This is a genomic window from Cupriavidus sp. YAF13 (assembly GCF_052113425.1).
GTDB lineage: Bacteria > Pseudomonadota > Gammaproteobacteria > Burkholderiales > Burkholderiaceae > Cupriavidus.
The window spans coordinates 49,897-63,788 of sequence record NZ_JBFRDD010000022.1; the positions used below are offsets into that span (position 1 = coordinate 49,897).

Annotated in this window: 13 protein-coding genes; 8 read left to right on the plus strand and 5 right to left on the minus strand. The window is 67.4% G+C overall.

Annotated features, from left to right (window positions below; all coding sequences use genetic code 11):
- Positions 1-113: 113 nt before the first annotated feature.
- Complete coding sequence (locus AB4061_RS18730; RefSeq protein WP_441636352.1) at positions 114-470, minus strand: gamma-glutamylcyclotransferase family protein; 357 nt, start codon at positions 468-470, stop codon at positions 114-116.
- 220 nt (positions 471-690) lie between these two features.
- Here AB4061_RS18730 and AB4061_RS18735 point away from each other — a divergent pair, with 220 nt between their 5' ends.
- Positions 691-2,016, plus strand: a complete 1,326-nt coding sequence (locus tag AB4061_RS18735) for a DUF2325 domain-containing protein (RefSeq protein WP_441636354.1) — start codon at positions 691-693, stop codon at positions 2,014-2,016.
- Between the two features lie 94 nt (positions 2,017-2,110).
- Here the strand turns inward: AB4061_RS18735 and AB4061_RS18740 are convergent, their stop codons facing one another.
- Positions 2,111-3,319, minus strand: a complete 1,209-nt coding sequence (locus AB4061_RS18740) for a collagen-like triple helix repeat-containing protein (protein WP_441636356.1) — start codon at positions 3,317-3,319, stop codon at positions 2,111-2,113.
- Between the two features lie 414 nt (positions 3,320-3,733).
- On the opposite strand from AB4061_RS18740, the gene AB4061_RS18745 reads away from it, so the two are divergent.
- From AB4061_RS18745 to AB4061_RS18755, 3 genes are read left to right on the plus strand one after another with little or no spacing between them, the layout of a single operon-like run.
- Positions 3,734-4,237: an ester cyclase gene (locus AB4061_RS18745; RefSeq protein WP_441636358.1), complete on the plus strand. Its 504-nt coding sequence runs from the start codon at positions 3,734-3,736 to the stop codon at positions 4,235-4,237.
- A 31-nt stretch (positions 4,238-4,268) separates the two neighbouring features.
- Positions 4,269-5,366 (plus strand): hypothetical protein, encoded by a 1,098-nt coding sequence (locus AB4061_RS18750; protein WP_441636360.1) that lies wholly within the window; start codon positions 4,269-4,271, stop codon positions 5,364-5,366.
- On the plus strand, positions 5,363-6,706 hold the full coding sequence (locus tag AB4061_RS18755; RefSeq protein WP_441636362.1) for an MFS transporter: 1,344 nt from the start codon (positions 5,363-5,365) through the stop codon (positions 6,704-6,706). The genes AB4061_RS18750 and AB4061_RS18755 overlap by 4 nt, the downstream gene beginning before the upstream one ends.
- On the opposite strand, the gene AB4061_RS18760 is transcribed toward AB4061_RS18755, so the two are convergent.
- Entirely contained in the window at positions 6,703-7,155 is a 453-nt protein-coding gene (locus AB4061_RS18760) for a DoxX family protein (RefSeq protein WP_441636364.1), read from the minus strand. The genes AB4061_RS18755 and AB4061_RS18760 overlap by 4 nt on opposite strands.
- Before the next feature lie 177 nt (positions 7,156-7,332).
- On the opposite strand from AB4061_RS18760, the gene AB4061_RS18765 reads away from it, so the two are divergent.
- A complete protein-coding gene (locus AB4061_RS18765) occupies positions 7,333-8,232 on the plus strand; it encodes a LysR family transcriptional regulator (protein ID WP_441636365.1) in 900 nt (299 codons plus the stop codon).
- A 12-nt stretch (positions 8,233-8,244) separates the two neighbouring features.
- Here the strand turns inward: AB4061_RS18765 and AB4061_RS18770 are convergent, their stop codons facing one another.
- Both AB4061_RS18770 and AB4061_RS18775 read right to left on the minus strand, forming a co-directional pair.
- Positions 8,245-9,762, minus strand: coding sequence for a HAMP domain-containing sensor histidine kinase (locus AB4061_RS18770; protein WP_441636367.1), 1,518 nt, complete (start codon positions 9,760-9,762; stop codon positions 8,245-8,247).
- On the minus strand, positions 9,759-10,481 hold the full coding sequence (locus AB4061_RS18775) for a response regulator transcription factor (RefSeq protein ID WP_441636369.1): 723 nt from the start codon (positions 10,479-10,481) through the stop codon (positions 9,759-9,761). Before AB4061_RS18775 ends, AB4061_RS18770 begins: the two co-directional genes overlap by 4 nt.
- 226 nt (positions 10,482-10,707) lie before the next feature.
- Here AB4061_RS18775 and msrB point away from each other — a divergent pair, with 226 nt between their 5' ends.
- The 3 genes from msrB (at position 10,708) to msrA (ending at position 13,890) form a co-directional block, all read left to right on the plus strand.
- Positions 10,708-11,229 (plus strand): peptide-methionine (R)-S-oxide reductase MsrB, encoded by a 522-nt coding sequence (gene msrB, locus AB4061_RS18780; protein ID WP_441636371.1) that lies wholly within the window; start codon positions 10,708-10,710, stop codon positions 11,227-11,229.
- 69 nt (positions 11,230-11,298) lie between these two features.
- Positions 11,299-13,083, plus strand: a complete 1,785-nt coding sequence (locus tag AB4061_RS18785) for a cytochrome c biogenesis protein DipZ (protein ID WP_441636373.1) — start codon at positions 11,299-11,301, stop codon at positions 13,081-13,083.
- Between the two features lie 66 nt (positions 13,084-13,149).
- The gene (gene msrA, locus AB4061_RS18790) at positions 13,150-13,890 is read left to right on the plus strand and encodes a peptide-methionine (S)-S-oxide reductase MsrA (RefSeq protein WP_441636374.1); all 741 of its coding nucleotides are present in this window, start codon (positions 13,150-13,152) and stop codon (positions 13,888-13,890) included.
- Positions 13,891-13,892: the final 2 nt, after the last annotated feature.

Consider the following 13,892-nt stretch of genomic DNA (forward strand, 5'->3'; position numbering starts at 1 on the left):
GGCCATCGCCCGGCCGCATGGGTCCCGGCCTGTCGCGCCCGGGTGCCTGGTCGGCAGATCATAGCGCGTTCACATCCCTTCGCCATGCCGTCCTTCCTGATAACCATTCTTGCTCAGGCCCGGACGTAGACCCACGCCTGAACGCCTGACTTCAGCGTCACCGCGATGCGCTTGTAGTCCGAGACTTCATAGGCATCGGCGGATGCCAGCTCCTGCGCGGTGATCTCGAAGACCATGCCGGCCACCTCATCGTTGGGATCCGAGCTGGGCTGGACAATCGGATGGTGCGTCTTTCCGCTGGTAGCAACCACGGCAGGGTCATCGATGGCAACCATCGACTGCGAGTAGCCGGGGATGGCGTCATGGCGACCGGCCAGCTCGCGGCCGAAGTTGGCGATCTGCACCGCCTTGTCTTGCAGCGTTCCGTAGGAAAAAAGCAGTACAGCCGTATCTTTCGCATCCACCATCATCACCACTCCTTTTGATCTGCCTGTCTGGCGCTGCAATTCTAGGGCATGCCCGGTGGTTGCTGGCAGCGCTGCCTTACCGGCCTGCGGCGCGCTGCGCCACCGCTCCACACCCGTTATATTCAATGATATATTTCGCTAACCGAACGGGAAGCCTGACGTTGCCCCTCTCCGAGGCACGGCAACGCGCCACCCTGCCCGTCTTCTCCCACGTGAGGCCCGCATGCACACGCCACCGTTTCGCCTTGCTCACGCCAATGGCATTGGGGCCGCGCTTGGCCACGAGCAGCCACCGGCCGCCGGTTGCTGCACGCCAGCCCAAGCGCAGGGCCGCGCGGTACGGCGGCGCACGCGCCTTGCCGAGCTGGACTCGCACCTGCACTGCTCGGTGATCGGCACCTGCATGACCACCAGCGAGCTGCGCAAGCTGGTACCGCGCTTCACCACGCTGGACCGGCAACGCGCCACCGACCTCGAGATCCACCACGAAGCGGTCAAGCTTTCCAGCGCGGGCGGCGAGGGTTGCAAGGCGTTCCAGAAAGCGCTCGATGAGCGCTACGCGAGCACATTGAAGCGTTTCGGCGCAGCCAAGGATGCGGATGCCGTGCGCAAGCTCTGGGACGACGCCGTCGGCAGCGGCGACATCCCGCCGGCTTACTGGGCGGTGATGACGCACCCTGAAGCCAGCACCGCGGTTCGCCAGGCGGCATTTGGCGAGGTGCATATGCTATCGCACCTGGTGGGTGCGGCGAATCGCGCCGACATCCGCCGGCTGATCGCGCTGGAAGAAGAAAACGCCACGCTGCGGGACAAGCTCGAGCGCCAGCAGGAGCGCCTGCAGGCGTTGAGCACTCGGCATGAAATCGCGATCCGCCAGATGAGCGATCAGCTCAGCCAGCTGAACGCGCGCGCGGACCGGCAAACTGGGCCGTGCGGCACGGATACGGATACGGATACAGATACGGCATTGCAGATGCTGCGAGAGAGCCTGGCGGCTCGCGATGGGGAACTCGCACTGCAGGCAAGCCGCCGCGAAGCCGCGGAGCAACGCGCCATGCGCGAACACGAGCAGATGCAGGCCGTGCGCGCGCAGCTTGACGACACACTGGCCCAGCTGAAGATCAGCCGCGCCGAATCGGAAGCCATGGAACGCGCCATGCTCCCCGCCGCGGCACAAGGGGAAGAGCGCCACGCCGGGCTGCGCCAGCTACAGGGAAAACGCATTGTCTATGTGGGCGGACGCCCGGGCGCCAACCACACCCTGAAATCGCTGGTGGAATCCACCGGCGGCCAGCTCGTGCTGCACGACGGCGGCATCGAGGACAGGAAGGGCCTGCTGGCGGCAACCGTGGCCCGCGCGGACATGGTGGTGTTTCCCGTCGACTGCATCGACCATGACTCCATGAACATGCTCAAGCGCGTCTGCGAGCGCCATCAGGTGGCCTACTATCCTTTGCGAACCGCCAGCGTGGCCAGCTTTGTCGAGCTGACCACGCGCGTCAGCGCAGCGGCGTGGCAAGAAGCCGGCGCCGTAGCTGCCGGCGGCTAGCCACATGCGCGCAGGCGGAGCCTGAACGACCGGCGCGCTCAGGTTGTAGAAACGCCGGCGCCATGGCGCCGGCGTTTCCCATGGCGCTAACGTATCAGGGCTTGGTGCCGCCCAACCCGCCAAGCAATCCGCCGAGCAGGCCACCCGTGCCCGCATTGCCGGCGCCCGCCGTGCCAGTTGCGCCAGTTGCGCCGGTTGCGCCGGTTGCGCCTGCCAACACATTGGTGACCGGCGCCAGCGCATTGGTCAGCGAGCCAGGCAAGGCACCGGGCAGCGCGCCGCCGCCGCTGCCCGTGGCGTGCGTCACCGTGCCGAGGGTGTTGTTGAGCAGGCTGGTCACTGGCGCGAGCAGGCCCGACGCCGGCGTATTGCCCGGTGCCAGGCCACCCGTCAGCCCGCCCGTCAGCCCGCCAAGCAGGTTCGTGACCGGAGCCAGCGGGCTAGTGCTATTGCCAGTGCCGCCCGTGGGGGCGTTGACCAGCCCGCCCAGCGCGGACACCGTATTGCCGGTGGACGTCACGATGCCACCCAGGCCGGATACCACCGGCGCATTGGTCTGGGTGACCGTAGTGCCAACAGTGCCCACCGTACCGCCAACAGTGCGCAGCAAATTGTCGACGACGGAGCCCAGGCCGGTCGCTGCGCCCAGGGTCTGCGTGGCGCCGGTCAGCGTGGAGGTCAGCGGCACGATCGCCTGGCCGAGCGTGCCCGTGATCTGGGTCACCGGATTAGTGATGGCCTGCGGTCCCGCGCCACCCACGATCTGGCCAGCCTGGCTGACGATGGATGCCACAGGCGTGGTGACGGCAGCCAGCGGGCCGGTGCCCACCGCGCCGACGGCACTGCCCACGCTGCTGATTGCGGTGCCGAGCTGATTGAGTGCCGAGGCACCGGTCGCGCCGGTGAGCCCCGTGCCGCCGGTGGCGCCCGCGGAACCCGCAGGCCCGGTAGCGCCAGTGGCGCCCGAGGGGCCGTTGGCACCCGTCGTGCCCGTTGCCCCCGTTGCCCCTGTGGCTCCGGTAGCGCCGCCTGCTCCGGTGGTGCCAGTGGCGCCGGTGGCGCCTGTCGCTCCCGCTGCGCCGTCCGATCCGTTCGTCCCCGCGGCGCCGGCAGCCCCGGCATCGCCCTTGGCACCTGCGCTGCCGGCCGCACCGGTGACACCAGCGTTGCCCGCCGCTCCCGTATTGCCCGTCGGGCCTGTGGCGCCGGTCTTGCCCATGGCGCCGTCGGATCCGTTGGCACAGCCGCCAAGCAGCACCAACGCGCCCAATGTGATACCAAGGAAATATTGCTGATTGCGCACGGTCAGACCTCTCTGGTTATGGCGTTGAATCGTCAAATAGTGGCCTAGACGCAATAGTTATGCCCGAGGTGAAAAGCGTTTTTCCCCGTGCCGCGCGCGACCGTGCTCATGGACCTGGAACCCGCTTGTGGATTGGCTTTGCGGGAAATGGATGAAGCCGGGATCGTGCGTTTGAAGCGCGCCCTGCGCGCGCCTGTTCCGTTACGCGTTACGTAACGTCTCACCGGCTCCGCCGCCAATCGAGCCGAAGACATGGGCGCCTGGCACGCGCGCGCCAAACCCGGGGTTTATCCGGATCGGCAACTGCCAAGCGGCGACAGTCTTGCGCCGGCACGCTGCAGATAATCGCTCCAGGCAACGGACTGCGGCATCGGCCGCAGTGTTCCGCAAATTGCCCGCCACGGAGCTTTCAGCATGACCACACCTCTCTCCCCCGATCTCAAGACGCGCCGCGAGCGCCTGGTGCTTGACCACTTCGCCGATGAGACCCGCCAGGATTTCGATGCCGTGCTCGCCACCTTCCCGCACCCGCACTACGAGCTGATTCCCAGTGGCGAAGTGCATGACGGCATCGACACTGTGCGCCAGTACTACCTCGACAGCCGCCTGGCCTTCCCCGACCAGCGCCACGAGATCATCCAGCTGCGCCACACGGACGATGCCGTGATCGTGGAGTTCTGGCTGCTGGGCACGCACCGTGGCCCGTTGCGGGGCTTGCCGCCGACGGGTAATGCGTTTCGCTGCCGCATGATCGCGCTGTTCATCTTCGAGGGCGAGCGCCTGGTTTGCGAGCGCGTGTATTTCGACACGCTGACGATGCTGCGCCAGCTGCTTGCCGGCACGCCGCCGGACACGCTGCCCCAGCTGATCGGCGGCCTGCTGGGCCAGCCGGATGCGCGCCAGGCCGAAGCCGCATAGAAAGAAAAACAAGAACCACAGGAGACAACCCATGAAACGCGAACCCGATCCGACAGGCCTGCTGCCGATCTCCGACTTTGACGGTGCCCGCAGCGCCAGCGCGCCACAGGACCGCCTGCGCGCGCTGCGCCGCGGCGCAGCGCAGTTTCGCGAGCAGTTCCTGGAAGCGCCGCCGGTTCGGTTCGCGCGCAGCTTCAACCTGCTACGGGTTCCCTATCCGGCCTGGTACGCCTTTAACGGCGTGTACTCGCAGCAGATGCTCAAGCCGCACCTGATCCACCTGCTGTCGCGCATGGCGCTGATCCAGTACGAGGACTTCGCGGGGTGCCTGCGCACACTGCTGTTTACCCCCGCGGACTTCGAGGCCGGCGCCGAGACGCCCTACTTCAAGCGCATGAGCACGCAGACGCCGCGGTTCCTGCATAGCACCATCGCCCCCGTCTACGGCACGGTGCTGCAAGCGCTGGCACGCTGCGGCGTGGCGCCGGAGCAGATCGACTACATCACCTACGATCACCTGCACACGCAGGACGTGCGCCGCTGGCTCGGCAGCGGCGCGAGCCGCGGATTGCTGCCCAACGCGAGGCTTCTGGTGCACCGGCAGGAGCTGGCCAGCGTGCAGGGCCTGCTGCCGGTGCAGGCCGACTGGTACTGCCCCAATGGCCTGGCGGACGTGCCGCGGGAGCGCGTTGTCGCTTTCGACGGCAGCGTGCACCTGGGCCACGGCCTGGCGCTGGTGCACACGCCAGGGCACACCGAAGGCAATCACTCGCTGGTCTATCGCACGCCCGACGGCATCCGCGTGAGCAGCGAGAACGGTGTCAGCGCGGACAGCTGGTCGCCAGAGCATTCGCGCCACAACGGCATCCGGCGCTTTGCACGCGCCACCGGGGCCGAGGTGATCCTGAACGGCAATACGCAGGAGAGCAGCAACGACCAGTACCTGTCCATGGTGCTGGAGAAAACCATCGCGGGCGCCTCCGAGGCGCATCCGTTCAGCAACGTCGTGCCATCGTCCGAGTGCACGCCGTACTGGCTGTTCCCTGGCGCGCCGTCCAGCCACCTGTGGGGCGAGACCGAGTTCGGCCACCCGACCAGCACGCGGGCAGACCGGAGGGCTTCGCGATGAACACCGCTACCCTCACCAAGCCGGCCGGCGCGGCCGCCGCCGATCCGGCCAGCGACGCCGAGCTGTTCCGCAAGATCACATGGCGGCTGCTGCCGTTGCTATGCGTGTGCTATGTCTTCAACTACCTGGACCGGACCAACGTTGGTTATGCGCAACTGCAGATGCGCGAGGACCTCGGCTTTGGCGATGCTGTCTTTGGCCTGGGCGCGAGCATCTTCTTTCTCGGCTATGCGCTGTTCGAGGTGCCCAGCAACCTGATGCTGGCGAAGATCGGCGTGCGGGCTACGCTGCTGCGCATCATGGGGCTGTGGGGACTGGCGTCCGCGGCCATGATCTTCGTGAGCACGCCCACGCAGTTCTATGCGTTGCGGTTCCTGATCGGCGTGCTGGAGGCCGGGTTCGCGCCGGGGGTGCTGTTCTACTTCACGCTCTGGTACCCGTCGCGGCGCCGGGCACAGGTGACGGCGCTGTTCTTCATGGCCTATGGCGCCGCGCCAATCGTGGCCGGGCCGCTGGCGGGGCTGGTGATGACGTTCCTCGATGGCGCGTGGTCCTTGCAGGGGTGGCAGTGGCTGTTCCTGCTTGAGGGGATACCGAGCGTGATGCTGGGCGTCCTGGCCTTCTTCATCCTGTCGGACGGCCCTGCGCAGGCACGGTGGCTCAGCGCCCCCGAGCGGCAACGCGTCGTCCGGCTGCTGGAGGAGGACCAGGCCGCCAACGGCGTGCGCGCGGCCCACGGCTTTGGCGCCGCGATGCGCGACCGGCGCGTGTGGATGCTCGGCCTGATCTCGTTTCTCGCCATCCTGGGCATCTATGCCTTGTCGTTCTGGCAGCCCACGCTGTTGAAGATGATGGGGCTGAGCGTGCTGCAGGTGGGGTTTTACGCGGTGGTGCCGGCGGTCGCCGGGATTGCGGCCTCCATCGTTGTGGGCCGCCATTCTGACCGCACGGGCGAGCGGCGCTGGCATTTTGCCGTGGCGGCGCTGGTTGGCGCGCTGGGCTTGTCGCTCACAACGCTGTTCATGCACGACCCGCTAGCGGCGGTGCTGTGCCTGGCGCTGTCGTCGGCGGGCATCTCCAGCGCCTTCACGATTCTCTGGTCCGTGCCGGGCAGCATCCTGGCGGACCGGGGCGCGGCTGCCGGCATCGCCATGATCAGCACGATCGGCAGCAGCGCGGGCCTGGTGGCGCCGGTCATGGTGGGCGCCATCAAGGCGGCCACCGGCGGCTTCATCTATAGCCTGTACATCCTCAGCGCGGCCCTGATGCTGGCCGCGCTGCTCTTCGTGCTGGCGTTTCCCATGCGCATGGCTGCGCTTGAAACACGCGCCGCGCGTTAAGCGTTGCCGCGGCGTGCATCCAGGCTGAAGCGGCCTGCACCGTAGACCACGATCTGCAGCAGGCCGCCGGCCATCGCGATGTTCTTGAAGAAGTGGATGAACTGGTTCTGGTCCGCCAGGTTGGCATGGAAGGCCAGCGCGGTCGCCACGCTAAAGACGGCCAGGATGGCAGCCACCAGGCGGGTGCGGTATCCCAGCACCAGGGCGATGCCGCCCGCCACCTCCACGGCGATGGCAATGGCCAGCGCCACCTGCGGCAGCGGCAGGCCGACCGACTGGATGTAGCCGATCATGGCGGCCGGCGCGGCCAGCTTGGACGCGCCGGAGAGCAGGAAGATGGCGCTGATCAGGACACGGCCCAGCACTGCCACGCCGGCTGCGGCGGGTGTATCGGCACGGGCGTTGGCCTGGGTGTTGGTCTGGGTATTGAGTTGGGCGGCTTGGGACATGGTGGTTCTCCATTCGATGCGGCCGCACGGTCATGGCAGGCCGGTTGAGTCAGGGGATCAGGGTTCGGGTTCAGGGTCTGAATCGGGTAATGCATCCGATGGGCCTAAATGTAGGCGGGTTTTTACGTCCGCGAAACTGGGATAATATGGATCGAAACGTTCGACAAAATCGATAAGATGCCAAATCCCGGTACGCCCACGCTGGATCAACTGAAGGTGTTCCTGACCGTGGTGGACGTCGGCAGCTTTGCCGGCGCGGCCCGCAAGCTCAGCCGGGCGACCTCGGTCATCAGCTACACGATCGCCAACCTGGAGAATCAGCTCGGCGTGGCGCTGTTCGACCGCAAGACCACCAAAAAGCCGCAACTGACCGAGGCGGGCCGCACCGTGCTGGCCGAGGCGCGCACGGTCACCATGGGCATCGACGGGCTGCGCGCGAAGGTAAAGGGCCTGCTGCAAGGCCTGGAGGCGGAGGTCCACCTGGCGCTGGACGTGATGCTGCCGGCAGCCCGGGTGGTGGACGCGCTGAAGGCCTTTCGCGAGGCATTTCCCACGGTAGCGCTGCACCTGCACATGGAGGCACTTGGCGCCGTGACGCAGATGGTGTTGGACGGCTCCGCCGCCATCGGCGTCAGCGGGCCGCTCGGCGCGGGTGTGGCGGGGATCGAGCGCATCTGGATCGGCGATGTGATGCTGCGGCCGGTTGCGGCGCCAGGTCATCCGTTGGCCAGCGGCAGCCGGAACCTGCCGGGCGCCGGACGGCATCATGTGCAACTGGTGCTGTCGGACCGCTCCGCGCTGACGCACGGCAAGGATTTCGCGGTGATCAGCACGCATACCTGGCGTCTGGGTGATCTTGGCGCCAAGCACATGCTGCTGCGCGAAGGCATCGGCTGGGGCAATATGCCGGTGCCCATGGTGCAGGAAGATCTCGACTCGGGCCGCCTGGTGCTGCTCGACCTGCCCGAAAATCACAGCAACTTCTACCCCTTCGATGCGATCTACCGCACCGACACGCCACCCGGCCCGGCCGCCTCGTGGCTGATCGAACGCTTCGCCGGCCAGGCAGCAGACTGAACCTGCCCGCCGCTAGCGGGCATTGCCGGCGCCGCCGCCCGACACCGGCAGCTCGAAGCGGAACGTGGTACCGCTGCCGGCGCGCTCCACCAGCCGGATCTGGCTGTGATGCAGCTGCAGCATGCGCTGCACGATCAGCAACCCCAGCCCGCCGCCGCGGTGCGCGCCGCCGGCGCTGAAGGGCCGCTGGAACAGGCTCTCGCGCAGTTCCGCGGGAATGCCGGGGCCGGTATCGCTGACGGTGACCGCCACCTTGCCGTCGCGCAGGGCGAGATCGACTTCGATGGCGCCTTCGGCCGGCGTGTGGCGGATCGCGTTATCCAGCAGGTTGGTCAGCACGCGCTCGATCATGCCGAGATCGGCCGTGACGGCGGGCAGGCGCTGCGGGATACCGGCACGCAGCCGCACGTGGCGCGCCTCGGCCGGTAGCTCGAACTTCTGGAACACGTCCTGCACCAGGTCCACCAGCGAAAAATCCTCCAGCGCCGGCTGCACGATGCCGTGCTCCAGCCGCGCCAGCTCAAAGAGCGATTGCGCCAGCCGCCCCACCTTGACGCTTTGCGCCAGCGCGATGGCCAGGTAGCGCTGGCGCTCGGCCTCGCTGAGCGTATCGGCCTTGAGCGACAGCGTTTCCAGGTAGCCGTGCAGCGAGGTCAGCGGCGTGCGCAGGTCATGGGAAATATTGGCAACCAGCTCGCGCCGCTCCTGGTCCTGCTTGGTCAGCGCGCGCCATTGCTCGGCGATGCGGTCCGCCATTTGCGCGAAGGCCGCTTCCAGCGCGACGATTTCATCGCGCGCATTGCCGCACGGCGTGCGCGGCACGCGCGGCTGCGTCTCGGGCGCACCGTCGGCATCAAACCGCCGCATCGCCTCGGTCAGGCGGCGCAGYGGCCGCGTGATGAGGCCGAACGCCATCAGGCCCGCCAGCAACCCCAGCAGCGCCACCAGCCCCATCGACCACAGCGTGGTGCGCAACACCGAGTTGGCGGAGGCGCGCGCCGCCAGCTCGTCATGCGCCTCGCCCAGCAGCACCACGTAGATGTAGCCGGCGGGCTCGGCACCGCCCACGCGTAGTGGCGCGGCGCTAAACACCTTGCGCCCGCCCGCGCTGCGCGGATCGTCCCCAAGGATAGGCAACGGCTCGCCGGCCAGCAGGCGCTGCACCGGCTTCAGGTCGACCTGCTGGCGCTGCAGGTGCCCGGCCGGCGCGTCGTGCCCCTGGATCCGGCCCTGGCTGTCCAGCAGGTACACCTCCACGCTCGGGTTCACCACCATCAGCTGGCCGAACAGGCGGCGCAGCGCATCCGGCTTGAGCCCGTTGGCGTCCATCAGCGACGCATTGCGCGCGATATGGCCGGCCAGCCCGCGCGACAGGTCCTGGATGACTTCCTTCTCGCGCATGTCGTTGGAGCGGACCTGCAGCCACGCGGAGGCGCCGCAGCAGGCCAGCAGCAGCACGGAGAACACCAGGGACAGCCGCTGCGTCAGGGTCAGGCGGCGGCTCAGGTTCAGTCCGAGATCAAGGCTCACGGCGCGCCTCCTTGGGTTCCCGCCGCGAGCTTGTAGCCATGCCCCCACACGGTCAGGATGCGGCTGGGCTGTGCCGGGTCGGCCTCGATCTTGGTGCGCAGCCGGTTGATATGGGTGTTGACGGTATGTTCGTAGCCCTCGTGCTGATAGCCCCAGACAGCGTTGAGCAGGTCCATGCGGGAGAACACCTTGCCGGGATGCCTGGCGAAGAAATACAGCAGGTCGAACTCACGCGGGGTGAGCTCGATGCGCCGGCCGTCCACGCTGGCCTCGCGCGTGAGCGGATCGATCGACAGGCCGCCCAGCTCCAGGCTGCCCGCGTCGATCCGCAGGTCCTTGGCCATGGCATCCACGCGCCGCAGCAGCGCCTTCACGCGGGCCACCAGTTCGAGCACCGAGAATGGCTTGGCCAGGTAGTCGTCGGCGCCAAGTTCCAGGCCAAGGATGCGGTGGACTTCGCTGGAGCGCGCGCTGGTGATGATGATCGGCGTATAGCGCGTCATGGCGCGGGCGCGCCGGCAGATCTCCAGCCCGTCCACGCCGGGCAGCATCAGGTCGAGGATGAGCGCGTCCCAGTTGCCCTGCGCCAGCAGCCGCAGGCCTTCGTTGCCGTCGGCGCTGTGCACGACTTCATAGCGCTCGTCGCGCAGGTGCAGGCTCAGTACGTTGGCGATGTCGACGTCGTCTTCGACGATCAGGATGCGCTTGGGGTGATCCATGTTCAGCCTAGAGGCGCGAGCCGGCTCGCGCGTGACAGGGGAGGCGCAGGAAATGCGCCGGCCTGGCTATTGTGCAAAATTTTGAGGCGGCGAGTTATCACATTTAATTTAACCTTTGGTGAGGACTCCGGGATGGTGCCAGCCATACGATGCGGCCAACGATCCATGGCAGCGATCGACGGCAAGTCGGTCGCCGCGATCGATACATTGAGGCAAGGAGCACATCATGGGAAGCAGAAGGCGCTTTTTGGTATCGGGCAGTGCCGCCGTGGCGGCGCTTGCGGCCGTTAGCGGCTGGCGCGCGCTGGCCGCCGGCACGGCAAACGCAGCGAACGCGGGCAAGGCCGCCGAAACCTTCGAGGTAGTGCACTCCGACGCCCAATGGCGCCAGATGCTCAGCGCAAACCAGTACAACGTGCTGCGCCAGGAAGGCACGGAGCGGCCCTACAGCAGCCCGCTGAACGATGAGCATCGCGCCGGCATCTTCGCCTGCGCGGGATGCCAGCTTGACCTGTTCTCGTCGCGCACCAAGTTCGACAGCCGCACCGGCTGGCCCAGCTTCTGGGCGCCGCTGGAGAACGCCGTGCGCACGAACGAGGACCGCTCCTTCGGCATATCGCGCACGGAGGTGCATTGCCGGCGCTGCGGCGGCCACCTGGGCCATGTGTTCGACGACGGCCCCAAGCCGACCGGGCTGCGCTACTGCATGAACGGCGTGGCGATGACGTTCAAGCCGCAAGCCGCCTGAGCCCGCGCGGGCCTCCAACGCCGGCAATACGCCAACAACACGCCAACAACAACCAGACTGAAGCATTCCATGTTCCTTCTTATCCTCGCCTACCTTGGTGGCGCACTCACCATCCTCAGCCCGTGCATCCTGCCCGTGCTGCCCTTCGTGTTCTCGCGGGCCGACCAGCCCTTTGTGCGCAGCGGCCTGCCGCTGCTGGCCGGCATGGCGCTGACCTTCGCGGCAGTGGCAACGCTGGCGGCGGTTGGCGGCGGCTGGGTGACCCAGGCCAACCAGTACGGACGCTGGCTGGCCATTGCCTTGCTGGCCGTGTTCGGCCTGACGCTGCTGCTGCCGCGCCTGGCCGAGCGGCTGATGCATCCGCTGGTCAGCGCGGGCAGCCGGCTCTCCGCGTTTGCGCAGGCCGATGGCGGGCAGGTCCGGCCCGGCTCGTCGTTCCTGCTCGGCATTGCCACCGGCCTGCTGTGGGCGCCTTGCGCTGGCCCGATCCTCGGCCTTGTGCTGACCGGTGCGGCGCTGCGTGGCGCCAGCGTCGGCACCACGCTGCTGCTGGTCGCCTATGCGGCCGGCGCGGCCACGTCGCTGGCGGTGGCCTTGCTGATCGGTGGCCGGGTCTTTACCGCGATGAAGCGCTCGCTGGGCGCGGGGGAATGGGTCCGGCGCGGCATCGGCGCGGCCATGTTGCTCGGCGTGGCTGCCATCGGGCTGGGGCTGGACACCGGTGTGCTGGCCCGCGTATCGACCGTGGCCACGGGCGGCATCGAGCAACAGCTGGTCGACAAGCTCTCCGCTAAACAGGCGGAAACCGGCAACGGCGCGATGATGCGCGCAACCAGCCTCAAGACCAGCGAAAGCGCCGCCGCGGCGCTGCCCGTGGAAGGCCAGTTGCCCGGGCTGGGCGGCGCCGTGGAGTGGCTGAACTCGCCGCCGCTCACGGCCGAGGCGCTGCGCGGCAAGGTGGTGCTGGTCGATTTCTGGACCTACTCGTGCATCAACTGCCTGCGCACCCTGCCCTATGTGAAGGCCTGGGCGCAGAAGTACCGCGACCAGGGGCTGGTGGTGATCGGCGTGCATGCGCCGGAATTTGCCTTCGAGCGCAACCTCGACAACGTGAAGAAGGCCACGCGCGACCTCGGCATCGACTATCCCGTAGCGGTCGACAACAACTATGCGATCTGGCGCGCCTTCAACAACCAGTACTGGCCGGCGCACTATTTCATCGACGCGCGGGGGCAGATCCGCTTTCACCACTTCGGCGAGGGCGAGTACGCGAAATCCGAGCAGGTGATCCAGCAACTGCTGGCGGAGGCGGGCCATGCCGATGCGGCGAAGGTGGCGCTCGGCATCAGCCATGCCGATGCACAAAGCGTGCAAGGCGTGCAGATGGCTGCCGACAAGGCGGAGATCCAGTCCGGCGAGACTTATCTTGGCTATGAGCGGGCAGAGAACTTCGCCTCTCCCGGCGGCGAGGTGCAAGACAAGGCGCACACTTATACCGCGCCCGTCAGCCCCGCGCTCAACGACTGGGGCCTGGCCGGCACCTGGCAGGTGGGTGCGGAGCACGCCACGCTGGCCGGCCCCTCCGGGCGGATCGTCTACCGCTTTCACGCGCGCGACCTGCATCTGGTGCTGGGGCCGGGCAAGGATGGCAAGCCGGTGCGGTTCCGGGTAAGCGTGGACGGCGCCGCGCCAGGCGGCGCGCGCGGTACCGATGTGGCGGCGGATGGCAGCGGCACGGTGACCGGGCAGCGGCTGTACCAGCTGGTGCGGCAGACGGGCAAGGTGACCGACCGCACGTTTGCGATCGAATTCCTGGACCCCGGCGTGGAGGCCTATGCCTTTACCTTCGGCTGATGCGCACGCAAGCCGCCATATTCCACGCATTGATCACGACACAGCAACGTTCAAGGACAGGCAATCATGACCACGCAAACTTCAACCGGTTTCTCCTGGTGGACGCGCTCGTCCGCCGCGAAAGTCGCGGGCCTCGTCATGCTGGCGGCGGGCCTGCTGGCCTGGCAGCGCGTGGCCAACTCGGCAGAAGACGCCGTCAAGATCCCGCCGCCCGCGCTCGATGAAAAAGCCAGCGCGGCGCCAACGGAAACGGCCGTGTTCGCCGGCGGCTGCTTCTGGGGCGTGCAAGGCGTGTTCCAGCACGTGCGCGGCGTGAAGCAGGTCACGTCCGGCTATGCCGGCGGCGCGGCCAGCACTGCCCGGTACGAGACCGTCAGCGGCGGCGGCACCGGACACGCGGAATCGGTGCAGGTCACGTTCGACCCGGCGCAGATCAGCTACGGCCGCCTGCTGCAGATCTTCTTCTCGGTCGCGCACAACCCAACCCAGCTCAACTTCCAGGGCCCGGACCACGGCACGCAGTACCGCTCGGCGGTATTCCCGCTCAACGCGGAGCAACGCAGCGTGGCGCAGGCCTATATCGCGCAACTGGGCAAGGCCAACGCGTTCAAGGCGCCCATCGTTACCCGCATCGAGGACTACAAGGCCTTCTACCCGGCGGAGAGCTATCACCAGAATTTCCTGACCCTCCATCCTTCGCACCCATACATCGTCATCAACGACATGCCCAAGATCGGCTACCTGAAGCAGATGTTCCCCGACCTGTATCGCAACGACCCGGTGCTGCTGAAGGTGGCGGGCTCGTGATC